The 21,696-nt window shown below is 62.4% G+C and carries 20 protein-coding genes and 1 riboswitch; of the genes, 10 read left to right on the top strand and 10 right to left on the bottom strand.

The window, feature by feature from the left end; translation table 11 throughout:
• The first annotated feature begins 77 nt into the window (after window positions 1-77).
• Window positions 78-1,049, top strand: a complete 972-nt coding sequence (locus tag HWX91_RS12085) for a LysR family transcriptional regulator (RefSeq protein WP_028193982.1) — start codon at window positions 78-80, stop codon at window positions 1,047-1,049.
• Between the two features lie 35 nt (window positions 1,050-1,084).
• Here HWX91_RS12085 and HWX91_RS12080 read toward each other — a convergent pair whose 3' ends face one another.
• Window positions 1,085-1,606: a cupin domain-containing protein gene (locus HWX91_RS12080; protein WP_028193981.1), complete on the bottom strand. Its 522-nt coding sequence runs from the start codon at window positions 1,604-1,606 to the stop codon at window positions 1,085-1,087.
• Window positions 1,606-2,340, bottom strand: coding sequence for an NAD-dependent epimerase/dehydratase family protein (locus tag HWX91_RS12075; RefSeq protein ID WP_028193980.1), 735 nt, complete (start codon window positions 2,338-2,340; stop codon window positions 1,606-1,608). Before HWX91_RS12075 ends, HWX91_RS12080 begins: the two co-directional genes overlap by 1 nt.
• A gap of 135 nt (window positions 2,341-2,475) precedes the next feature.
• On the opposite strand from HWX91_RS12075, the gene pdxR reads away from it, so the two are divergent.
• Both pdxR and HWX91_RS12065 read left to right on the top strand, forming a co-directional pair.
• Complete coding sequence (pdxR, locus tag HWX91_RS12070; RefSeq protein ID WP_028193979.1) at window positions 2,476-4,011, top strand: MocR-like pyridoxine biosynthesis transcription factor PdxR; 1,536 nt, start codon at window positions 2,476-2,478, stop codon at window positions 4,009-4,011.
• 260 nt (window positions 4,012-4,271) lie between these two features.
• Window positions 4,272-5,384, top strand: coding sequence for a hybrid sensor histidine kinase/response regulator (locus tag HWX91_RS12065; protein ID WP_028193978.1), 1,113 nt, complete (start codon window positions 4,272-4,274; stop codon window positions 5,382-5,384).
• Between the two features lie 48 nt (window positions 5,385-5,432).
• On the opposite strand, the gene HWX91_RS12060 is transcribed toward HWX91_RS12065, so the two are convergent.
• Both HWX91_RS12060 and HWX91_RS12055 read right to left on the bottom strand, forming a co-directional pair.
• Entirely contained in the window at window positions 5,433-7,982 is a 2,550-nt protein-coding gene (locus HWX91_RS12060; RefSeq protein ID WP_028193977.1) for an ATP-binding response regulator, read from the bottom strand.
• Between the two features lie 17 nt (window positions 7,983-7,999).
• On the bottom strand, window positions 8,000-9,226 hold the full coding sequence (locus tag HWX91_RS12055; protein WP_028193976.1) for a hypothetical protein: 1,227 nt from the start codon (window positions 9,224-9,226) through the stop codon (window positions 8,000-8,002).
• Window positions 9,227-9,439: 213 nt separating this feature from the next.
• Between HWX91_RS12055 and HWX91_RS12050 the strand changes: the two genes are divergently transcribed.
• A complete protein-coding gene (locus HWX91_RS12050; RefSeq protein ID WP_028193975.1) occupies window positions 9,440-9,802 on the top strand; it encodes a hypothetical protein in 363 nt (120 codons plus the stop codon).
• A 107-nt stretch (window positions 9,803-9,909) separates the two neighbouring features.
• Here HWX91_RS12050 and HWX91_RS12045 read toward each other — a convergent pair whose 3' ends face one another.
• Complete coding sequence (locus HWX91_RS12045; RefSeq protein ID WP_028193974.1) at window positions 9,910-10,668, bottom strand: SDR family oxidoreductase; 759 nt, start codon at window positions 10,666-10,668, stop codon at window positions 9,910-9,912.
• A 102-nt stretch (window positions 10,669-10,770) separates the two neighbouring features.
• Entirely contained in the window at window positions 10,771-11,520 is a 750-nt protein-coding gene (locus HWX91_RS12040; RefSeq protein WP_028193973.1) for an SDR family oxidoreductase, read from the bottom strand.
• Between the two features lie 120 nt (window positions 11,521-11,640).
• Between HWX91_RS12040 and HWX91_RS12035 the strand changes: the two genes are divergently transcribed.
• Entirely contained in the window at window positions 11,641-12,573 is a 933-nt protein-coding gene (locus HWX91_RS12035) for an AraC family transcriptional regulator (protein WP_028193972.1), read from the top strand.
• Between the two features lie 103 nt (window positions 12,574-12,676).
• Here the strand turns inward: HWX91_RS12035 and HWX91_RS12030 are convergent, their stop codons facing one another.
• Window positions 12,677-13,834 carry a pyridoxal phosphate-dependent aminotransferase gene (locus HWX91_RS12030; protein ID WP_028193971.1) on the bottom strand — a complete coding sequence of 386 codons (1,158 nt, stop codon included), beginning with the start codon at window positions 13,832-13,834 and terminating at the stop codon, window positions 12,677-12,679.
• Between the two features lie 32 nt (window positions 13,835-13,866).
• On the opposite strand from HWX91_RS12030, the gene HWX91_RS12025 reads away from it, so the two are divergent.
• Together HWX91_RS12025 and HWX91_RS12020 are read left to right on the top strand one after the other, a co-directional pair.
• A complete protein-coding gene (locus HWX91_RS12025; RefSeq protein ID WP_081832890.1) occupies window positions 13,867-14,523 on the top strand; it encodes a GntR family transcriptional regulator in 657 nt (218 codons plus the stop codon).
• 270 nt (window positions 14,524-14,793) lie between these two features.
• Complete coding sequence (locus HWX91_RS12020) at window positions 14,794-15,699, top strand: NAD(P)-dependent oxidoreductase (RefSeq protein WP_028193970.1); 906 nt, start codon at window positions 14,794-14,796, stop codon at window positions 15,697-15,699.
• 185 nt (window positions 15,700-15,884) lie between these two features.
• Here HWX91_RS12020 and HWX91_RS12015 read toward each other — a convergent pair whose 3' ends face one another.
• Both HWX91_RS12015 and HWX91_RS12010 read right to left on the bottom strand, forming a co-directional pair.
• On the bottom strand, window positions 15,885-16,976 hold the full coding sequence (locus HWX91_RS12015) for a helix-turn-helix domain-containing protein (protein ID WP_028193969.1): 1,092 nt from the start codon (window positions 16,974-16,976) through the stop codon (window positions 15,885-15,887).
• Window positions 16,977-17,001: 25 nt separating this feature from the next.
• Window positions 17,002-17,391, bottom strand: coding sequence for a hypothetical protein (locus tag HWX91_RS12010; protein ID WP_052660597.1), 390 nt, complete (start codon window positions 17,389-17,391; stop codon window positions 17,002-17,004).
• 44 nt (window positions 17,392-17,435) lie between these two features.
• A riboswitch (SAM-I-IV-variant riboswitch) is annotated at window positions 17,436-17,540 on the bottom strand.
• 142 nt (window positions 17,541-17,682) lie between these two features.
• On the opposite strand from HWX91_RS12010, the gene HWX91_RS12005 reads away from it, so the two are divergent.
• Window positions 17,683-18,045, top strand: a complete 363-nt coding sequence (locus HWX91_RS12005) for a translation initiation factor Sui1 (protein ID WP_028193968.1) — start codon at window positions 17,683-17,685, stop codon at window positions 18,043-18,045.
• Window positions 18,046-18,081: 36 nt separating this feature from the next.
• Here HWX91_RS12005 and HWX91_RS12000 read toward each other — a convergent pair whose 3' ends face one another.
• Entirely contained in the window at window positions 18,082-18,960 is an 879-nt protein-coding gene (locus HWX91_RS12000) for a LysR substrate-binding domain-containing protein (protein WP_244144052.1), read from the bottom strand.
• A gap of 116 nt (window positions 18,961-19,076) precedes the next feature.
• On the opposite strand from HWX91_RS12000, the gene psrA reads away from it, so the two are divergent.
• The gene (psrA, locus tag HWX91_RS11995; protein ID WP_028193967.1) at window positions 19,077-20,168 is read left to right on the top strand and encodes an iron-containing alcohol dehydrogenase PsrA; all 1,092 of its coding nucleotides are present in this window, start codon (window positions 19,077-19,079) and stop codon (window positions 20,166-20,168) included.
• A 180-nt stretch (window positions 20,169-20,348) separates the two neighbouring features.
• Window positions 20,349-21,653, top strand: a complete 1,305-nt coding sequence (locus HWX91_RS11990) for an MFS transporter (protein WP_042273588.1) — start codon at window positions 20,349-20,351, stop codon at window positions 21,651-21,653.
• The last annotated feature ends 43 nt before the right edge of the window (window positions 21,654-21,696 follow it).

Below are 21,696 nucleotides of genomic sequence, written 5' to 3'. Positions count from 1 at the left end.
TAGAGATCTGCCATAAGCAGATGATTTTGTTTTAATATCGACCCATCATTTTTTCGTGATGGGTGTCTTGACCCTCAATGACATTTGAGTCGAACGACATAGTCAGGCGGCTGAGCGCGCGTCTGAAGATGCGACATCTCGTGCTGTTGCTGCAAATCCAGCAGCACGGCTCGCTGACGCGCGTCGCGGAACATATGGCCAGCAGTCAGCCCGCCGTAACCAACGCCCTGGCCGAACTGGAAAACATGTTCGGCACGCCGCTTTTCGAGCGCTCGTCGCGCGGCATGCTGCCCACCGCGCTCGGTTCGGTTGTGCTCGAACGGGCCCGGGCGATGATCAACGATCTCGATCATCTGGCCCGCGACATGAAGGCCGTTGCGTCGGGGCATGCGGCGCACCTGCACATCGGCGTAATTCCATTTATTTCCGGCCAGATGCTGTCGGCCGCGCTCAAGCGGCTGCAATCCGGCATGGAGCGGCGCTTGACCGTGACCATCCACGAAGGCACCAGCGATCAGCTTTTACTGCAGTTGCAGGACCATACGGTAGACATTGTGATCGGACGGGCGGCGGCATCCGTCGACCTGAAACAGGCGAGCTTTGAAGTCCTGTTCCGGCAGCAACCCCGTCTGATCGCGAACCGGCGTCTCGCGGCCAAACTCGCGCGCACGAAGCTCGACTGGAGCCGGCTGCTGACGCTGGACTGGATTCTCGGCGCCCCTCATACACCGATGAGAGAGCAGGTCGCCGACCTGTTTCTCGCGGCGGGCACCGCACCTCCGGTGCCTGTCGTGGAGAGTTACTCGTCCAAACTCATTGGCGAAATGATTGCCTCGAGCGAAGAGGCGGTGTCGATCGTGCCTTCGGATATTGCCGAAGAACTGGTTCGTTTTGCGGGTGTAGCAATCGTGCCTTACTCGTTCGAATGGACGCTTCCGCCCATCGCGCTGTTCACCCGTTCAGAGGGCCCACACTCCGCGGCGCAGAATCTGTTCGTCGAAGCGTTGCGTCAGGTATGCAAGGAGACGTACGCTCAAACACGAGCTTAGGACTCGTCAACCCGGCGTGATCGACGGCGACTGGCTCACGGGTTCGGCGGTAACACCAGCGGCCCGCAACCGGTATCGGTGACGAAAGTCGCGAGCAGTCTCGCCGGGTGGGTCGGATCGGGATTCTCGGCGAACAGATGGAGCGCGCGCGGCGGTTCGAACCACGTTTGTCCGCTCACGTAGTCGAGGGGCGCGCCGCCCTCCAACTGCGAGCGGATCGTCCCCTCCAGTACGACGGCCGTCACCGAACCCGGGTGACGGTGCGCCGGCGTAAAGCCGAGCGGCGGAAAGTCGACGATGGCCGTCGTTATCGACTTGCCCGGTGCGTCAGGCAGTGCCTCGCACGACAGAACCTTGACCGTCGAAGCCGGGCGGCGCGTGGCGCGGGCATCTTGCGACGCGTCAGACAGCAACGGTGCCGCGTCGCCCGCGCAAAGATTCGCAATCCAGTCGATCGCTGATCGGGGCGCTGCCGGGCCCGCCATCAGCGCGGACGCCACGATCGCGGCAAGCATCGCGCGCCTGCCCGACAGGTCCGGCAAAATGCTCGGGGTCATTAGTGCGGCACTGATCGCCAGTCCGGCGACCACCCTAATTCACGCTTCGCCTTTGCGCTGCTGACTTCGGCGTTATCCTCCGCGATGTTGTATACGCCTGCGTTGCCGCGTCGAAGGGCAAGCAACGCCGCATACGCCGCGGCTTCAACGTGCAACGGGCTCGAACCGGCCGCAGCATCGGCTCCGGTGCCAGGCCCGTAAATCTGCCCATACCTCAGTACTGTGCCGGCCAGCGGCCTCGCTTCGAGCACGTGTTGCTCGAGCGCGGCAACACCCCGCACACTGGTGCCGCGCGTACCTTGCGCGTCAATATCGAGCGGGCAGCTTTCGTCGTAGGGCTTCGCGCCGGGCCGATATGCCCACGCAATGCTTTGCGCAATCATGCGGCTGCTGCCGGCCGAAACTGCGGCGGCGACCAGGTTGCGCGTCCCCTCGTCACGTATCCTCGCGTTGGCTGTCACCGCCTCAGCCATCCGGGCCGGGTCGAGTCCCGCCGGCAGGTCGGTCAATTGATGAATCACGGTGTGCGGCGCGATGTGAAGCAGCGCGTTGCGTAACGCGGCCGCGTCGAATACATCGACAACCACCGGCGTGACGCCCGCGTCCTCGAGTTTTTTCGCCCGCTCCACGCGCCGGGTGCTGCCGAACACCGCATAGCCGGCGGCGACCAGGAGCGGCACAAGCGCGGTGCCGATTGCGCCGCTTGCGCCGGCTACAAAAACCTTGTGTGTCATTTATCTTCTCCCGTCTGCGATGTTGAATCTCTGCCACGGTATGGCGCCTTCGATGGAGATGACGATAGGGCTTTTAATGGTCACAAAAAAGATCCATTATTGCGAAATTGACTGAGCCAATCTGAACGAGTGACGATGCGCCGAGCTGAACAGATTGAACTTGCACTGGCGCCGCGGCCGGACGGCATGCCGCTGCAACGCTGGCTATATGACGAGCTGCGCGCGGCGATCCTGGCGGGCCGTCTGGCGCCGGGCGCGCGCTTGCCCTCATCGCGCGATCTTGCCGCCCGATCCGGTTTGTCGCGCGGAACGGTACTGGGCGTGTTTTCGCAACTCGCCGCCGAAGGCTATCTGACGGGCGCCGTAGGACGAGGCAGTTTCGTCGCGCCGGAACTCCCCGAACTGTCCGGGCGGCATGCCGATAGCGGCGATCGCTTGTCGAACAGGAAGCGCGACGGACGGTCGGTCGCTCGCAACCACCATCGCGATACCGACGGCGGTGCTCAAGCGCGTGCCGTCGCGCTCTCGGTCCGTGGCCGTCTGCTCGCGCGAAGCGCCTTTGACGTGGGCGGGCGCCCCGGCGCCGCCCGGGCTTTTCGTGCCAGTCAACCTGATCTCGACGCGTTCCCGTTCGAACTGTGGGCACGGCTCGCGGCAAGACGCGTACGCCGCAGCCGGCGAGATCTGCTGGGCGACGGTGAAGCACAAGGATACCGGCCGCTGCGCGAGGCGATTGCCGGCTACTTGGGGATATCGCGCGGTATCAGGTGTAGCGCCGCAAATGTCGTGATGCTAGGCAGTGTCCAGCAGGCCATCGATCTGGGCGCGCGTTTACTGCTCGATCCTGGCGACAGCGCGTGGATTGAAGATCCGGGCTATCAGGGCGCGCGTTTCGTGCTCGAAGCAGCCGGTGCACGGGTTGTCGGCGTACCTGTCGACGCCGGCGGTATCAATGTGGACTGGGCGCGGCAGCACGCCCCCGACGCACGTCTGGCCTATGTCACGGCCGGGCGGCAGGCGCCGTTGGGGCCGTCGCTCGCGCTCGAACGGCGGTTGTCGCTGCTCGAATGGGCGCGGGAGCGAGGCGCCGTGATCATCGAGGACGACTACGACAGCGAATACCGCTTCGAGGGCAATCCCCTGGCCGCAATGAAGAGTCTCGACGACGATGGACACGTGATCTACTGCGGCACCTTCAGCAAATTGCTGTTTCCCGCGCTGCGGACCGCGTATGCGATCTTGCCCGACCGTCTGGTCGATCCGTTCGTGGCCGCCTTGTCGTTGACGGCGCGGCATGTGCCACTGGATCAGCAGTCGGTACTGCACGAATTCATCGCGGAAGGCCATTTTGGCCGGCATATCCGGCGCATGCGCATGCTGTACGGCGAGCGTGCCGAAGCACTGAAGATGGCCGCCGACCGGCATCTTTGCGGACTCCTGCATGTCCCGCGAATCGTCGCCGGACTCGATGCGCCGGCGTTTTTTCAACCCGGCACCGACGACGCCGACATGGCGCGCCGGGCGGCGCGTGCGGGCCTCGAGACGCGCCCGCTGTCGCTGTATGCGATCGACCGTCCGGCGCCGCCGGGGCTGGTATTGGGCTTCGCGTCTGTCGACAGTAAAGCAATCGAGTCGGGGATGGTCGCTCTTGCGCGTGCGCTGGAGCGTTGACCGTCGATCCACCTGGCCGCAGACCGATTGGAGGCATCGCGGCCGGCCAGATAGATCAGTGATATTGACCAATCGTGCGGGCTCAAGCACTGCCGTGCGTCTTGCATGCCTTGCCCGCTTCTGAAAATCGCTTACGATAGCCGCTGGCTTTAGCCTTCGAGGGCGGATCTACGCCTGGGTGCCCAATCCGGCGCATCCGATCCGATTGTTTTATTACCCGCGAAGCGGGCTCTGTTCAAATTCGATCTGCCGGGAGTTCGATGAGTGACACCATGCAAGCGCCGTTTTCCATCCTGTTCGTCGATGACGACGAGATGTCGCGCAACCACTTCGCCCGCGCGATCCGTGAGGACTACCACGTGCGTATCGCTCGCGGCGCAGACGAGGCGATGGCAGTACTGAGTGAGCACGCCGCGGAGATCGCCGTACTGGTAACCGATTTCCGCATGCCGGGGCGACAGGGAGACGATCTGCTGCGTCAGGTAGCGCAGGAACATCCGCAAATCGTGCGGATCCTTGTGACCGCCTATGCGGACAAGGACATGCTGTTGCAGACGGTCAATACCGGTGACGTATTCCGCATTCTCGAAAAGCCGCTGCGGGTCGAAACGCTGCGCGAGGTCCTGCGGCAGGCCACCGCGCGCTACACGGAGCGGGAAACGCGCCAGCAGCGCCTGTCGGCAATGGATGAGACGCTCGCTTTTCTCGCCCATGAACTGAATACGCCATTGGCGGCGATCTCGCTTTTTGCGCGTGCCGTCGAAACCGATGTTGCCGAGCAATACGATCCGGAGCGTCAAAGGGCGATCGGCGAGGCGGCAACGTCGATGCAGAACAACGCGCAATACTGCCTGACGCTGATCTCCTCTTTCTGGGCGGCCGTACACCAGAACGGAGGCCAGCCGTTCGCGTCGGGCGCCGGAGCGCGCAAGGTCAAGGCGACGCAGTTGATCGCAAGCTTGCTCGATACCTATCCGTTTACGGCCTCGCAGAGAGACTGGATACAGGTCGACGTACAAGGGGATTTCGTCGTGCACGCAATGCCCAATTGCGTCGCACTCGTACTCTCTTCACTGCTCTCCAACGCGTTGCGTGCACTCGACGGTGCAGGCGCGCCTTCGTTGCGCTTCGAGGTCGTGGATGCGCCCGAACCGGAGATCCGCATTCGCGACAACGGTCCGGGGATTGCGCCGGAGATCAAGGCGCGTCTGTTGCAGGACCCCGTCACGACCTACGCGGGGTCTGGCGGGCACGGCATGGGCATGATTTTTTGCAACCGTATCATGCAATCGTCAGGCGGACGCCTCGGGATCGAATCCGCCTTGGGTGCGGGCACGACGATAACGATGAGTTTTCCTCGTTCCAGAAGTTGAACGCGCATCGCAGATGCCGGGGAGCCACCCGACGGCTACACTCGGCCGCTATCCACCGCTCAGCACGTCCCGATGATCGCGACGTGCGTTCGCCGAAACGAAATACGTCTGCAGCGCGTCAGCCGTGCGTTCACCCAACATGCAAATCCATTCAAGCCAATCAGGTTCTGAAGGCCATTCGCCTCCTACCACCCGGGGATAAATCTGCCTCGTGAACTGATACAGCGCCTTTGCCCCGATATTGCCGCTGATGCCAAGAAGGCGGTGCAATGCATCGTGTGTCGATTCGAGATCACGCGCGGCCACACTGGCGGGGAGTCGCGCCACGAGCAAGCGAATCTGTTCAATGCCATTGAGGAACGACTGATCCAGCAAATCAAGCGTTACCAGTTCTTCGAGATGTTTCTCGTCAAGCAGACTGTCTTCCGCGATCGTCGCAGGTTTTCTGATCGGGCCAGCCGATGTTTGCGATAGATCCGCCTTCGCTGAAGCGTTCAACGCACGTTGCTGGGCGAACTGTCTGGTAAGCGACGCATACAGGGAACTGACCTGCACCGGCTTGATCATGACCTCGTTCATTCCTGCAGCGAGGCAGGCCTGTACGGCGTCCATATCGGATTGACTGGTCAAGGCGATGATGGGGACGTTGGCATATGAGTCGGCACGATTACGAATCAACGCCGTGACTTCCAGACCGCCCATGCCAGGCATATTCAGATCCATCACGATGGCATCGATGGCGTCGTTCTCCGCCAGGCCGGCGAGTACCGCCTGCCCATGTTCGGCCTCGACGACGCTTGCGCCGCATCGCTCCAGATAGCCTTTGGCAACCAGCCTGCTGTAGGTGTCGTCGTCCGCCACCAGGATCGTCTTGCCGTCGAAGCCGTCGAATCGCTCTTTCAGATGATGCCGGCTGCCGTTCTCGAAGAGCGTCTGCAGCGTATTGATCAATTCCACCACGCTGCAGGATTTGCTGATGAGTTCGTCCATGCCGGCTCGCCGCGCGAGGACGCGTGCCACATTGCTCGGCTCTACCGTGTAGGCCACGATCAGAACGTTCCAGTTAGGATCTCGATGGCCCGCGCGGATTTTTTCGCTGGTCGTGTAGCCGTCCAGCCCCGGCATGTTGATGTCCATCAGCACGAGATCCCACGGCGTTGCCTGCCGAAGCATGGCCAGCGCCGTCTCGCCGTTTGCGGCCTCGCTCACGTCCGCGCCCACCTTCGATAGCGCGCGACGGATTCTCGCCCGTTGAGCGGCATCGTCGTCGACGATGAGAATGCGTTTGCCGCCGAAAAATGGCGCGGCGCGTTCAAAGATCCGGCGCTCGTGCTCCGCAACCTCGCTCTCCTGAACGGCCGGAAACTGCAGCGTGAATTGCGTAAATTTGCCGACTTCCGAGCGGCAACTGATCGTGCCGCCAAAAGCGCGCATCGCGCGCTGGCAGTAGGCCAGTCCCAATCCTGTGCCAGCCGAATTTCCCGCCGTGCGGAAGGGCTCGAACAGATGCGGCAGGATGTCGGGCGAAATCCCCGGGCCGGTGTCGTGAACGATCACGCACTGCCGGTCGATCGTGAGTGTGAGCGTTGCCGAAGGATGCGTGGCAATGTGATGAAGCGCGTTCTTGATCAGATTGAACAGGGTGAAAAGATAGACGGTTTCGTCGACCTTGAAAGTGAAATCTTCCAGCACCGCGAGCCTGACCTTGCTGCGCTCCTTTTCATCGCTGAAGCCATATTCGTCCAGCGCTTTACGTGTGGTATTCGCCGCGCTCAGATAGGCGCGGTAATCCGAGCGAATGGGTTTTGCGCTGACTTCGTCCAGTGTCATTGCGATAATGCGCAGGCCTCGCTCAATCGACAACTGGCCGTGAGCCACATGACGATAAAGCACGGCCGCCTGGTCGTGCGGCAGCGCCGGCGACCGGTCGGATTCCGTCGTGGCGGGCAGCGCCTCTTCCACGCGATCCAGAACGTGTTTCAACTGGCTGAGTGGATTACGCATTTCATGGGCGATCGAGCCCGCGAGGGCCTGCAAAGCCCGGTTTCGTTCGACAAAGATGCGCCCTTTGCTGATTGCATAGCTGAACGCCATGCTGCACAAAACGACGACGGGTAGCACGGCGAGATCCGACTGGTTGGCCGCGCTCAGCACGATCGGAGCCGGCGAGGTGGCTACCGCCGCCAGCGCACCGGAAAAAATACCGACGCTGATGCAGGCCATCAGTAAAAGCGGATTGTCGATACACAGCGCCATGATGAAAAGCATCATGACCTCGGTCATCATCCACATGGTGGAGAATGAGTTTCTGATCGCGAGGAATGTACAAACAAACGGCAATACGTAAATCAGACAGCAATGCCAGTAGATCAGCAGGGCGTTGTTAAAGCGCTTGGGCCAACGCGCCTGAAAGATCAACGGAATGCAGACGGCCGCCGCACTCAGCCGAAGCCCGAGGTTGTCGTACGGCTGCGGCAGGACATAGGTCCAGACGACGTAGTAAATGGGGTGGCACAGGAGGCCGAGTATGCCTCCCCATCGAATTGCAAGCCGGCTTCGTTCCAGCAAATCCCGCATACTCTCGCGCGGCATCACCATCTGGCCTCCAATCACGTTCACGACCCTATCAACTCATGTTTGCCACGAAGTTGGCTATTCAGGGCGATCGTCGAACCGTCTTTACCGTGAAAAGGTCCGACCGAAAACCCGTACTTCTTCAGAAGACCGTGAGTATATGAAACAGACCACACAGGAGGACTGCCGATGATGAAATCGGAAGCGATGCCTTCCTGCCAGGCCGCGTAGCCTTCGGCAAAACAGGTATAGCAATCGCGGGTGGACGGCAGTCTGAACGGAAACAGGGTGTTGAGTCCGGCCGGGCCACGGGCGAAGCACTCAATATATAACGTGTGGGCGCGTGATGCGAGTTCAGCCTCGGTGCTTGCCGCCCGGGGGTGTGAGTCGTCAATCCAGAACTGCGCCCGCTTGAGGTCGGAAGCCGTAAGGTAGGGCACGCTGGTGCTGCTGACGAGAATTGCACCATCGAACTGTGGCAACGGAGTGTCCTGACTGAATGTGTGCACCGAAACCCGCACCCGTCCCGACAGATCCGCGGCCATCAGCTCCTTGGCCTGTTCCGTCAGCAGGTTGACCTTGTCCGGCAAATCGATCAGAACAAGCTCCTTCGGCGCATCTTTATAGAGCAGGTATTTAGCCGCGGTAATGCCGAGCCGTCCGGCAGCACCGAATAGCGCGAGCTTCGTCTTGCCGAATTCGAGCGCAAGTTCATTGCAGCAGTGGACGGCCCAGTCTTTCAGCATCGCTGCGGTGGCGGCATGTCCGGTGGTGATATGAGGCGGCTTTGTATGGCGGGGGAGTGCGCCGTAGTTGCAGGCATAGGGCGTGGAGGCGCCCATCGCCACCATGTTCAAGCCCGCTTGTCTTGCCAGTTCCAGCGCAGGAAAAAATTGCGTCTCCCGAAATCGCTTGATACCGCGTGGGCTCCCAAGCCACAACTCGAGAGGAACCGGACATGCAATATTGGCCCCTATGAGCTGTGAGCCCGAATAGATAGGCGATGCAATAAAAGGCTTCGCATTCCAAAGTTCCTCTTCGAACGACGCCTGGCGGGGTTTCACATTATGGAAAGAAAATGAAAGCGTATCCCAGTCCGTCGCGTGAAACAGAAATCCGACGCCGCCTTGACCGGCGGGCAGATTGTCCCGTATCTCTTCGGGCTGAATGATGTGTTTGAGCGTCAAGGGCGCACTGTTGGCGGCCGGCTTCAGGTCGGCCGGTTCATTGAAACGGGGCGAGATTTCCTTATGAAGAGACGTACGCATTTGTTTTTCCTTAGGTTGAGCTAACGCTGAACGGCCAGCGCGGCGTCGTAAGTCAGGATTGACCGACGATTCGTCAACTCTAGAGAAATCCGCTGCAGTGTGTCCGTCTGTTCGCTCGCATCGAGAAAGTTGCCGGGGCCTGCCGTGCATGTAATCGCCGAATCGGCTAACCGACGGTAAGCGGGCAAGCGTCAACGAGTGGCGTGGAGCCTCATGGGTTTTCCAGTTTGCAAGGCCGGTTCTGGATGGCTGCATGCTTGCTGCATTTCGCTGTTTGCGATGATCTTCTGGCAGATAATCCGCTGTGCGGTATCCGTTCGAAATCCTGAAGAGGACATTGCCATGAGAGTCATCCTCGGCCTGCTCGGGGTAGCTGCATTGGGCGCAGCACTCGGTCCACTCGGCTGGCTGGGATGGCTTGCCCATACCCATGCGCTCACAACCATCCTGACCTATCAACTCGTGATTGCGGTGCTGGTTGCCTTATTGATCGGGGCCTGCTGTCTGGCGGCCAACTGCTCGTTGAATCGCCGCTCCCCCGTGCCCACTGTCGCCCAGACTATGCAGCGCAGGTAGGCAACGAGGGGGATGACGTCACTGTCAGTGCCGGCGCAAACCCCCGCGATCCACGAATCGCAGGCTTCTTGCCGGCCGTTGCCACGGAACCTGCATTGCAGGCTGCCTCACCACGGGATTGTTTCGTTCTCCCAGCGCGTAAAGGTCCCGGTGGGGCCGTCCGGGCCGAGCAGCGCGACGCGCACCGCTTCGCGAGCGCCTGCCTCGACGGGCTCCGTGCCGGCATATCCATTGAGGTTCGTCCGGGTGAAGCCGGGGGAAACAGCATTGACCTTGATGCCCTCCGGCTCGAGTTCAATCGCCATGGCCACGGTCAAAGCGTTAAGAGCCGTCTTGGAGGCCGGATAGACGGGGCCGAAGATCGCGCGATAGGCGAAGGCCGGGTCCGAGTTCGCCGTTAGCGAGCCGACGCCACTCGACACGTTGACGATGCGCGCGCCGGGCGTCGCGCGCAAGACCGGCAGCATTGCCTGATAGACGGCAAGAACGCCGAACACATTGGTGTCCCATACGGCGCGCATTTCATCGAGCGACACGTTGCTCGGGCGCGTCTTCTTGACATAGTCTTCGACGGACTGGCCGGGCAGTTTGCCCGTATTCGAAATGGCCGCATTCTGGATGAGCACGTCGAGGCGGCCAAACTCCTTGCTCACGCGTCCGGCCGCGGCTGTGATCGAGGCCTGATCCGTCACGTCGAGTTGAAGTGCGTGGGCGTTCGGTCCAACCTCCTGAGCCGCAGCCTCGCCGCGTTCGAGATTGCGCGAGCCGACCAGTACAGTGAAGCCGTGTGCCGCGAGATCCTTGGCAATCTGAAGACCGATTCCTTGATTGGCGCCGGTGACCAGGGCGACGGGTTTGTCCTGCATGACAATCTCCTTGTGGTATTCCCTGCGGTATTGCTTGCGGTATTGCGCTATCGCGCGCGGAAGCCATTGCCGATTTCAGTTCAGGGCAATGGCACGGCTCGGTCAGCGAACCTCGGCTGCCCATGCCTCGGCGTCGGCACCGGCGGGAATGCGCAGCGGCGACGACGGGTCGGTCGCCGCGCGCCACACGGCTTCGGCGACGTCCTGTGCATGCGTGATCGGGGCAGAGGTATCGCCCATCCTCGCAACAACGTCCTGGGCAAGGCTGGCATACGCTTCGTGATCGAAGCCGTGGATATGGGCGCGCGCGTTTTCGCCAAAACGGGTGTCGGGCGCGCGGCCCGGCAGCACCAGGTGCGTCCGTACGCCGAACGGTGCGAGTTCCAGCGCCATCGATTCGGTGAACGCGTTCACGGCCACCTTGCTCGCGCGGTACGCGGCGAGCAGCGGCAGCGCCTTGAGCGTCACACTCGACGTTACGTTGACGATGACGCCGGCCTTGCGCTGCCGGAACTGCGGCAAGACGGCTTGCGTCACGGCGATCGTGCCGAAGGTATTGGTCTCGAAGAGTTCGCGCACCGTCGCGAGCGGGACCAGTTCGGCCGGGGCCGCCGCACCGAAGCCCGCGTTGTTGACGAGGACGTCGATGGAGCCCGCGGCCTCGACGGCCGCGCGAATGCTTTGCGGATTAGTGACGTCGAGCGCCAGCACGCGCAGGCGCTCGGAGCGTGGCAGCAGATCGGTGCGCGGCGTGCGCATCGTGGCCACAACCTGCCAGTCGCGAGCGAGGAAGAAGCGGGCGGTCTCGAGGCCGAATCCGGAAGAGCAGCCGGTGATCAGTACGGTTTTCATGGGAACTCCGGTTACCGGCAAAAGGATTGCCAGGGTGGTGGGGATGTGCCCATACGATAGAGCGCCGCTTCCGTACTTGCTACAATAAAAAATCCGAATTTCATTTGCAGGAGTCCGGCGATGATCGATCCGTTGGCCGAAGTCGTGATGCTGCTGCAGCCGGGTGCCCGGTTCTCCAAACTCGTTCTCGGCGCTAGCCCGTGGCGCATCAGCCGCTCGGATGCCGGCCAGCCGCTTTATTGCGCGATTCTCGAGGGCGGCTGCCGCATCGCGATTGACGGGCACGAGCCGATCGAACTCCTCTCGGGTGATTTCGTCCTGATTCCGGCGGCCTACGGCGTCTCGATGTCGAGCCTCGAGCCGCCACCGCCGGGGATCGAGACAGCGTTGCCCGTCGCGCTGGGCAACGGCGAATTCAGAATTGGCGCCCCGGACAGCCCGATCGACGCGCGCATGTTGGCGGGTCACTGCAGCTTTGGCTCGCCGGATGCATACCTGCTGGTCTCGTTGCTGCCGCGACTCGTGCACGTTCGCGGCGAACAGCGGCTCGCCACGCTTGTGGAGCTCGTACGGGAGGAATCACGGGAACAGCGGCCGGCGCGCGAGGTCGTGTTGTCACGGCTGCTGGAAGTGCTGCTCATCGAGGCGCTGCGGTCGATGGCGGGAACGGATGCGTCGCCGGGTCTGGTCCGGGGGCTATCCGACAGCCGTCTCGCGGTCGCGATCCGCGGAATGCACGAACGCCCGACGCACCCATGGACGGTGGCTGAACTCGCGAAGGAGGCCGCGCTTTCCCGCTCGACCTTTTTCGAACGCTTCAGCCGCGCGGTGGGCGTCGCGCCGATGGAGTACCTGCTCGCGTGGCGCATGGCGCTCGCGAAGAACCTGCTGCGCCGTAACGAAGGCCGGGTCGCCGAGATTGCGCAACGCGTCGGCTACAGCTCCGCCAGTACCTTCAGCGTTGCCTTCACGCGGCACGTCGGTCGTCCGCCCACGCAGTATGCGCGCGAGGAGCAGGCGGCCGCGGCCGGGCTGCCTGGGCCGTATCAATGAACGGCTCCGTGCGGCGAGACTTCCATTATGCGAATGATGTGGAATGCAGATTAATGGGTGACTGACGCGCGCGCGCCGCGCTATTCGGCTTTATCCGACCGCCTCATGTCTGCCACGACCGGCGTACGCGCTCGCGAACGTCATGCAGGCGCGCAACGGATTCGTTGGAGAAAACAAAACGCAGATAGCGGTCCGCTGCGGGTCCCCAATTCGTCATCGGGGTAGCGGCGACCTTGCCGCGTTCGAGCAGCAGCTTCGATGCATCGGCCGGCTCCAGACCCAGCTTGCGGGTGTCGATGAGCATCGACCAGCCGCCATGCGGACGGATCACCGGCAGGTCAGCAAGCGCGCTCATCAGGAAGTCGCGACGGCGCTCCCATTCCGCGACCGCTGCGGCCACGCCGTCGTCGGTTGCCGTCAGCGCGGCGGTGGCGCCGGGCATCGCGATTCCAACCTGGCACACCACGTTCGAGAGGCTCACGAGACGTACGTCGTTCATGATCGACGCGGGTCCGACGATCCAGCCGACGCGCCAGCCGATCATCCGGTACTCCTTCGAAACCGCGCCGATAGTGATGGTGCGTTCACGCATGCCGGGCAAACCGGCGGGATGAATGACCTCGCGCCCGTCGAACAGGATGCGTTCCATCGCTGCGTCATAAACCAGCCAGATGCCATGGCGCTCGCAATGTGCCGCTATCGCGAGCCATTCATCCCGCGATGCGACGTAGCCGCCCGGCATCGAAGGCGACATGATCAGCAGCGCTTTCGTGCGCGGCCCGATCGCCGCGGCAAGACTGTCGAGGTCGAGCCGCCAGCCGTCGGCGCCGGGTTGCAGCCGCGCGAATCTCGGCACGCCCGCGGCCAGATGCACCCGGTTGATCAGGCCGGCGTAGGTGGGATCCGTCAGCACGACCTCGTCGCCCGGTTCGAGGATCGACAGCAGCACATTGAAAATCCCCGCCAGACCGCCGGCGGAGACGATGCATTCACTCGCCGCGTCATATGCGACGCCCGCAGCGCGGCCGACCCGGTCGGCCGCCGCCGCGCGCAACGCAGCCTGGCCGGTAAAGGGCAGGTAGCTGTTGGCCGCGTCGTCGTCGATGGCCTCGTGGGTACTGGCCAGCGCCTGCGCCGGCGGCCGCAGGTCGGTATCGAGATTTTCAAGCCGTAGAATGTCCGGGTCGCGCAGGCAATCCGCGGCGTCGCCGATCCGGTCGACTCCAATACCAGGGATATTTCTTAGGCGAGATACCGTCACGTGGACCTCCAATATGGTTTTAATATATTAAAGTGAAAAAATCTGCAGATGGCAAGCTCTCTTTGACTTCGCTCGCCGATCGCCTGCGCGAGCGCATCACGGACGGCACCCTGGTGCCGGGGACGCAGTTGCGGCAGGATCTGATTGCGAAGGAATTCGGCACCAGCCACATTCCGGTGCGGGAGGCATTCGTGCAGTTGCAGGCCAGCGGGTTTGTCACGATCGTGCCGAACCGGGGCGCGTTCGTCTCCGCGATGACTAGGCTCGAAGCGGTCGAGTTGACGGAAATGCGGATCGCGCTCGAGCTGCTGGCACTCGACTCCGCTATCGACGCATTCGGCGCGGACGACGAAGCCGCGGTCCGTGCGATCCTCGAGCACGACGAGAATGCGCACGAGGTCGAGCACTGGTCGATCGACAACTGGGCATTTCATCGGGCTATCTATCAGCCGTGCGGCAAACGGCATCTGCTGGAGACGCTGGAAGCAATCTGGAGGAAGACCGACCGGTATCTGCGGCTCGTCTGGCAACTGGAACGCTACCAGCGCATCTCGCTTGCGGAGCATCATGCGATCCTCGATGCCGTGCTTGCCCACGACCGGCGCACCGCGAAGCGCCTGACGAAAGCGCATATCGAGGCAGCCGGCGTGGTGATGCAGGACGCGCTGCGCGAAGCCCGGCAAGGGTGAGGCGGCGAGCGGGTTCGAGCTAGCCGGGCCGGTTCGCGCCCGTTGTCGTTTCGCAGAACGTAACCAGATCGAATGCCCCGACGGCAGTCATGATGATGACGATTTAGATAGACTGAGCGTCGCCCGGCTCGGTCGACACCGTCCGGAGAGCGCGCCACAAGGTAGGTCGCTAAAGCGGCCACCCTGCTGTCGTGCCTGCGCGCTGCATCCGCGGGCGCACCGATCCACCCAACCGTGGCCACAAGCCATGGATAAGAAACGGAGACACGCATGAAAACAGGATTCATCGGCCTTGGCGTGATGGAACAACCCATGGCGCTCAACCTCGCCCGCGCGGGTATCGGACTGATCGTGTGGAACCGCACGCCGGAACGTTGCACTGCGTTGCGCGACGCGGGCGCGCAGGTTGCGGAGAGTGCCGGCGACGTGTTCCGGCAAGCCCGCATCGTGATCCTGATGATGGCGACGGATACGGCGCTCGACGCGGTGCTCGGCCGCCATACCGCGGACTTCGCGGCGAACGTCGCGCGGCACACGATCGTGCACATGGGAACGACCTCGGCCGACTATTCGCGTGGACTCGAAGCCGACATCCGTGCGGCGGGAGGGCGCTATGTCGAAGCACCTGTTTCGGGTTCGCGCAAGCCGGCCGAAGCGGGGCAACTGGTGGCGATGCTGGCGGGCGAGCCCGCAGCCGTGGAAGAAGTGCGTCCGCTCCTCAAGCCGATGTGCCATGAAACCGTGGTCTGTGGGGCGGTGCCGACCGGACTTCTGATGAAGCTGTCGGTCAACACGTTTCTGATTCCGATGGTGACCGCGATTGCCGAGGCGTCGCATCTGGCGCGGCGCTATGGACTCGATATGAAGCAATTCCAGGCCGTGCTCGACGCGGGTCCGATGGCGAGCAACGTTTCGCGGGTGAAGGTCGACAAGCTCGTGAACGAGGATTTCACGGTGCAGGCGTCGATCCTCGACGTGCTGAAGAACAACCGGCTCGCGGCCGAAGCGGCGCGCAATGCGAATCTCGCGTCGCCGCTACTGGATGTCTGCTTTGACCTCTATACCGAGACCGTCGAGCTGGGTCACGGTCAGGCCGATATGGCGGCCGTCGTGCACGCAATCGAAGCGCGCACCGAGGCGAGGAAAAACGCCGGCAGCACAGAGGGTCAAGCCTAGTTGATGGGAGCGAACGTGAGGCCTGGCGAGGCCGGTCTGAATCACGGCCGGCCGAGCCTTACCACGCCGTACCGGGCTGTACGTTCTGCGCTGCTGCTATCCGCTATCGCGGCGCTCAACGCATGATGCACAAGAGCAGGATCAACCGCGATCCGATCAGGCATGCACCATCCGCCGGTGCACATCTATCTGAAACGCTCCTGCGTTGTTTGCCCGCGCTGGAGCAAGGGCGCGTACGCGTGCAATTCACTTGGCGCGATGTCGAACGCGCGCCGGAATGCACGCGTGAAACTCGACGCATCGTTGAAACCCAGCCCCGCGGCAATGTCCTGGACTTCCAGATGCGGAAAGCGCACCAGTTCATCGGCCGCCATGCGCAGCCTGCGGCGGCGGATATAAGCGGCGAGGCCGCCTTCGTGTTCAAAGAGGCGATACACGCTGGCGCGCGATAAATGCAGCGACGCCAACACGCTGTCGGGTGACAGCGCCGGATCGTGCAGATTGGCTTCGACATACCGTCGAACCTGTCCATAAACAGCCGCACGCACGGCGGCGCGGCCATTACCGGAAAGACCCGCTTCACGGCCGAACGCTGCGGCGAGCAGTTCTATCGCAGTGACGAAGGACTGATGCGCTGCCTCCTTGCTCAGTCCGACGATTTGTCGCTTCAGCGCCACCAGATGGTCGATCAGCATGCGTGTCAGCGGTGTGGTGGCGTGAATCGAGCGGCCGTGCAGCGAGGCGGCATCCGGAAACGATCTTTCCACCAGGGCGCGCGGCACGAAAAGGAGCAGTAGCCGGCCGTGAAAACTCTGGATGGTGCACGGCTGATCCATGTCCAGTGCGAGGATACTGGGCACTTGTGGCGCGTGCGCTATGTGCGGCGCGTCGCGGCGCGGCTTACCGCCGAGGAACTGCCCCGGCAGACCTTCAAGAAACACGCTGAAGCTGATGTCGCGAATGCTTTCGGTCGACACCCGGCCCAGCGAACGCACAGCCACGTTCGGCCCGGTGCGGAAGTCGAAGAAGCTCAGATTGTCGATCGTGTAGCGAGACAGCGAGGCCGCGAACGTATCCTCAGCGTGCCTCGTGGAAGGCCGGATGTCGTAGACAGGACTCATCCGCTCCTGCCAGGCCAGAAAACTTTGACTGGCGTCGCCTTGAACGCTGAACGTACTGTGCACGATGCCGGCAGCAAGCGTCGGCGGCTCCGGCAACAACAAGCGGCCCGGCGACGGAACTGACAAGCGGGCAGTATGCAGCGGGTCGTTGTTCAATGCGGCGCTCGTTGCTGATTTTCGTCTAGCATGGACACGCTAGTTCGCGCGTGGCTCGATCGGACTGCCGATCGTTTTTTACCGCCTTGCCGGGATCCGGCCGAACAAACAGGTGTTCCAGGCGAATCCGCAATACACCGTCGAGAGCCAGCAGCTTCTCGCGCAGCAATTGCGTCTGCCGCTCGCCGATACCGTCTAAAACGATCTTCTGATCCAGGATATTGCCGCTTCGCAGCACGACGAAACTGCTGACGCAAACCTGCTGGTCTTTCAGATGTGCGGCGACTCGCGACACCACGTCCATGCTTGCAATGGAGACGAGATGGATAACGTGGGTGAGCTGGAAACCCGGCAGATGTCGCGACCAGTTTTCTGCGTGGTCGACCGCGGGTAGTGGGAAGAGATCTTCGCGCATGCAAGCTCCGGAAAGTAAGTTGGTTCGAACCGGTGCAAGCTATGCCGCTCCCGCTTCGTTGCCGTCAATCGGCCGCATCGCCCTTAAGGCTTCCACCTTGCCCGGGAAGGCAGGTTGGCGTCGGACTGGTCCGACTCTGGATGCAGGGCACATGATAGCAAAAGTGCGCAAATCAGCCAATTGACCGCGTGCTCCTTGGCGTTCGATACCGGAGCTGGCAAGAAGCGGCTCGGTCGCATTTGCTAAACTCGTTGCGGTTCCTGACCTTTCGTGTCTTTCAATAAGCCAATCATGAAGAGCAGTTCAAAAGGCGGCCTTGTCTATTCCACCGACGGCGGCCGGATGTGTCCCGAATGCAGGCAGGCGCTCGCGGAATGCATCTGCAAAACGGTTGCGAAAGCACAAGCCGCGGGCGATGGCGTAGTGCGCGTGAGTCGCGAGACCAAGGGCCGCGGCGGCAAGAGCGTAACGATCGTTAAAGGGCTGGCGCTGGACCCTCTGGCTCTCGCTTTGCTAGGCAAGCAGTTGCGCACCGCCTGCGGTTCCGGCGGAACGGTCAAGGACGGTGTGATCGAAGTGCAGGGCGATCATTGCGACCGGGTCGTCGAAGCGTTGAAGAAGCACGGCCACAGCGCGAAGCGGGCCGGAGGCTAGCCGTTTCATTGGCCGCTTCATTGGCCGCTATCGCGTCTAGCGCAGGGCGCCCTCGGCGTCTTTTTCGATCAGTACCTGATTGACCACCTCGAGGAACGCCTGCACGAGCCGCGCGGTTTTGCGCTCGGCGAGGCAGGCGACATGTGCGTGGGTCACCACCTGCTCGCCGTGGATCGTCAGCTTGCGCAGCCGCGAATCGTCGACGTGTTCGCGCTCCGACACCGCGGCTATGCCGAGTCCGAGTATGACCGCTTCGCGTACGGCCTCGCGGCTGCCCACTTCCAGCGAAAAGTTCGGCGCGATGCCGTGCTGACGTAGCGCGTCTTCGAGCGCTTTGCGGGTGGTGGAGCCAGGCTCGCGCATGATCATCGCTTCGTCGCGCAGTTCTTCCAGACGGATGCTGCGCCGGCGCGCCAGCCGATGTGCCGCCGGCACGATGATGACCAGCGGGTGCTGCCGATAGGGCACGTAATGGAGCAGAGGGTTGGCGCCGTATTGCGCCAGCACCGCGACGTCCGTTTCATACGACAACAGCCCGCGCACGGTTTCCTCCGAGTTGCCGAGCCGGATCGATACGCGTAATCCCGGGTAGCGCAGATGGAACGCCGCGACGATTTCCATGGCGTGGAGTGGTCCGACCGCGCCCACGCGGATGATCCCGGTGCTCAGACCGGCAGATTCCTTCAGAAAGTCGATGGCCTCCTGTTCGTTGCCGAACATCCGCTGCGCAATCGCGAACAGGGTCTCCCCAGCCGCGCTCAGCATGATCCGCCGGCCGCTGCGGTGGAACAACTCCACCCCGTAACTCTCCTCCAGATCCCGCACCTGGGTGGTGACGGTGGGCTGGCTGACGTGCAGCGCCCGGGCGGCGCCGGTCACGCTGCCGTGCTTGCCGACGGCGTAGAACGAGCGCAATTGAGTAAGTCGCATAGGTTGGCTCAATACATCGATCGAAAAATTTGTATTTTTACTATACATCGATGTTTTCCATAATTCATCCGTAACGAATACCCACCAAACGAGGGGAGACGATGAACGGTGTTTTCTGGAATCCAGTAGAGGTCAATTTCGGCCCCGGTTGTATCGAGCGGCTGCCCGACATTCTCAACGGCCGCCGCGCGGTGGTCGTGACTTTCGCCGAGGCGGCGCAGCTCGGGCTCGTGCAACGTGTGCGCGAGTTGTGTGGCGACAGCGTGGTCGCGGTGATCGACGACGTGCAACCGAACCCGGACGTCACCCATATCGCCGGCATGTACCGCGCCTTCTGGCGCACGCACGAGAACTGCCCCGTGGTGGTCGCGATCGGCGGCGGCAGCGTGCTCGACACGGCCAAAACGCTGATGGTCGGAACGCAAAGCAATGAGTTCGACGAACTGCTGGCCTTGCTCGACACTGGCAAGCCGTTCACGCCGCCGCGCGTGAAATCGCTGATCACGGTGCCGACTACCGCGGGCACCGGCAGCGAAGTGACGCCGTGGGCGACGATCTGGGATCGCACGATCAAGCAACGCAAGTATTCGCTGCAACTTCCGCAGACGTGGCCGGAAGCCGCGATCGTCGATCCGGATCTCACGCTGTCGCTGCCGCACCCGGTCACGGTGCAGAGCGGCCTCGATGCCCTGTCGCATGCGCTAGAAGCCATCTGGAACGTCAATGCCAATCCGATTTCCGACGAATTCGCCGTGTCCGCCGCGCGCGACATGCTGGCTACGCTGCCGCTTCTCGTCGCCAATCTGCAGGACCGGACGCTACGCGAGCGCGCTTCGCTCGCCGCGCTCAAAGCCGGGCTCGCGTTCTCGAACACGAAGACCGCATTGGCGCATTCCATTTCGTATGAGATGACGATCCATCACGGCTTGCCCCATGGCATCGCCTGTTCATTCACGCTGCCCATGGTGCTGGATCTCGCGCTGGGCAAGAACGCGTCGCGCGATGCCGTGCTCGCGAAAGTCTTTCCGTGTCCGCTGACCGATGCGCGCGATTACCTGACCGGTTTTCTCGAAGCACTCGGCGTGCGTACCTCGTTTTCGAGCTATGGCGTGAGCGCCGAGGAATCGGACCGGATGATCGCGCACGCCTTGAGCGGCCCACGCGGACGCAATTTCATCGCTGCCGCGGCCTGAAGTTCTGGCAGCGGCGAGTCAACGGGAGCAGCATCACCATACGGTGAGTGAGGAGGGAAAGCATCATCCGGTCTGGCACCGGCGTATTTTGCAGCACAACAAAAGCCGCATGAACGGCATGTGCCGAGGCAGCGGACGTCAAGCGACGTCACGGGCCCGGCAACTATCAGGAGACAAGCAATGGAAGCAGTGGAAATTGCAGGAGGCGGCGCGGTAAGCGTCGACGCCAGGTCTGTGAAGTCGGTTGCCTTGGCCAGTCTGATCGGCACGACTGTCGAGTGGTACGACTTTTTCCTCTACGGCACGATTACCGGGCTCGTATTCGACAGGCTTTTCTTCCCGACCGGAAACGCTTTCGTTTCCACCATGCTGGCCTATACGGTGTACGCGGTCGGCTTTGTCACCCGGCCGCTCGGCGGAGTGATCTTCGGCCATTTCGGTGATCGCTTCGGACGCAAGCCATTGCTGGTGCTCACGCTTTCCATCATGGGCGTGTCTACGTTTCTGATCGGTGTGCTGCCAACCTATGCGTCGATCGGCGTCTGGGCGCCTGCCTGCCTGCTCCTGTTGCGGCTGCTGCAGGGCATTGGGCTGGGCGGCGAATGGGGCGGCGCGGTGCTGATGGCTTTCGAGTACGCGCCTCGTAAACAGCGCGGCCTGTACGCGTCATATCCGCAGATCGGGCTCGCAATCGGTCTGTGTCTGAGCAGCGGCGTGGTGGCCGCACTGACCACCTGGCTCACGCCCGACGCCTTCCTGCAATGGGGCTGGCGGGCCGCCTTCATGGCCAGCATCCTGCTTGTCGCCGTGGGCATGTTTATCCGCTTGCGCATCGTCGAGACGCCCGCATTCACTAAGATTCGCGACACCCACGCGGTCGCGAAAGTACCGGCGCGCGAGGTATTCACCGATTACCGCGGCAATGTACTGCTGGGCTGGGGTGCGCGCTATATCGACGGGGTGATTTTCAACATCTACGCGGTGTTCGCGCTGAGCTATCTGATCGGCATCCACCACTATGCGAAGTCGGCGATTCTCGTGGCCGTCACGCTTGCCGCATTGGTGCTGATGTTCATGATTCCGATCGCCTCGCGCCTGTCGGACCGGATCGGCCGCCGCAAGGTGTTCGGCTGGGGCGCGCTGGCCTGCGGCCTGAGCGCGTGGCCGGCCTTTGCGGTCTTTCATTATTCGACCAGTCTCGCCGCCGTAACCGCGACCATCGTGATCGTGCTCGGTGTGATCTACGCGTTCGTCTACGGACCCGAGGCCGCGCTCTTTTGCGAACTGTTCGACACGCGGGTGCGCTATAGCGGCATCTCGATCGTGTACCAGCTCTCGGGCATTGTCTCCAGTTCGATCACGCCGCTCGTCGCAACGGCGCTTCTGCACTACGGCAACCTGCAGCCGTGGTGGATCGCGCTCTACATCGTATGTGTCGGTCTGCTCAGCTCGGTTTGCACTTACTTCATGCGGCGCACGTTCTGAACATCCGACCTTCACAGGACGCGAGATGAATCCAGTTACAGCC

Origin of the sequence: Paraburkholderia fungorum (assembly GCF_902833645.1) — a bacterium.
Lineage (GTDB): Bacteria > Pseudomonadota > Gammaproteobacteria > Burkholderiales > Burkholderiaceae > Paraburkholderia > Paraburkholderia fungorum.
The sequence above is the reverse complement of the archived record's forward strand: the minus strand, read 5'-3'. Positions and strand labels throughout refer to the sequence as shown.

What these genes read in the sequence shown, in the direction of transcription:
- HWX91_RS12005 (WP_028193968.1), top strand. Translation starts at nt 17,683, where the DNA reads ATGAAGAGCAGTTCAAAAGGCGGCCTTGTCTATTCCACCGACGGCGGC.
- HWX91_RS12020 (WP_028193970.1), top strand. Translation starts at nt 14,794, where the DNA reads ATGAAAACAGGATTCATCGGCCTTGGCGTGATGGAACAACCCATGGCG.
- HWX91_RS12085 (WP_028193982.1), top strand. Translation starts at nt 78, where the DNA reads ATGACATTTGAGTCGAACGACATAGTCAGGCGGCTGAGCGCGCGTCTG.
- HWX91_RS12040 (WP_028193973.1), bottom strand. Translation starts at nt 11,520, where the DNA reads ATGAAAACCGTACTGATCACCGGCTGCTCTTCCGGATTCGGCCTCGAG.
- HWX91_RS12010 (WP_052660597.1), bottom strand. Translation starts at nt 17,391, where the DNA reads ATGCGCGAAGATCTCTTCCCACTACCCGCGGTCGACCACGCAGAAAAC.
- HWX91_RS12080 (WP_028193981.1), bottom strand. Translation starts at nt 1,606, where the DNA reads ATGACCCCGAGCATTTTGCCGGACCTGTCGGGCAGGCGCGCGATGCTT.
- HWX91_RS12035 (WP_028193972.1), top strand. Translation starts at nt 11,641, where the DNA reads ATGATCGATCCGTTGGCCGAAGTCGTGATGCTGCTGCAGCCGGGTGCC.
- pdxR (WP_028193979.1), top strand. Translation starts at nt 2,476, where the DNA reads ATGCGCCGAGCTGAACAGATTGAACTTGCACTGGCGCCGCGGCCGGAC.
- HWX91_RS12050 (WP_028193975.1), top strand. Translation starts at nt 9,440, where the DNA reads ATGGGTTTTCCAGTTTGCAAGGCCGGTTCTGGATGGCTGCATGCTTGC.
- HWX91_RS12065 (WP_028193978.1), top strand. Translation starts at nt 4,272, where the DNA reads ATGAGTGACACCATGCAAGCGCCGTTTTCCATCCTGTTCGTCGATGAC.
- HWX91_RS12055 (WP_028193976.1), bottom strand. Translation starts at nt 9,226, where the DNA reads ATGCGTACGTCTCTTCATAAGGAAATCTCGCCCCGTTTCAATGAACCG.
- HWX91_RS11990 (WP_042273588.1), top strand. Translation starts at nt 20,349, where the DNA reads ATGGAAGCAGTGGAAATTGCAGGAGGCGGCGCGGTAAGCGTCGACGCC.
- HWX91_RS12060 (WP_028193977.1), bottom strand. Translation starts at nt 7,982, where the DNA reads ATGGTGATGCCGCGCGAGAGTATGCGGGATTTGCTGGAACGAAGCCGG.
- psrA (WP_028193967.1), top strand. Translation starts at nt 19,077, where the DNA reads ATGAACGGTGTTTTCTGGAATCCAGTAGAGGTCAATTTCGGCCCCGGT.
- HWX91_RS12075 (WP_028193980.1), bottom strand. Translation starts at nt 2,340, where the DNA reads ATGACACACAAGGTTTTTGTAGCCGGCGCAAGCGGCGCAATCGGCACC.
- HWX91_RS12045 (WP_028193974.1), bottom strand. Translation starts at nt 10,668, where the DNA reads ATGCAGGACAAACCCGTCGCCCTGGTCACCGGCGCCAATCAAGGAATC.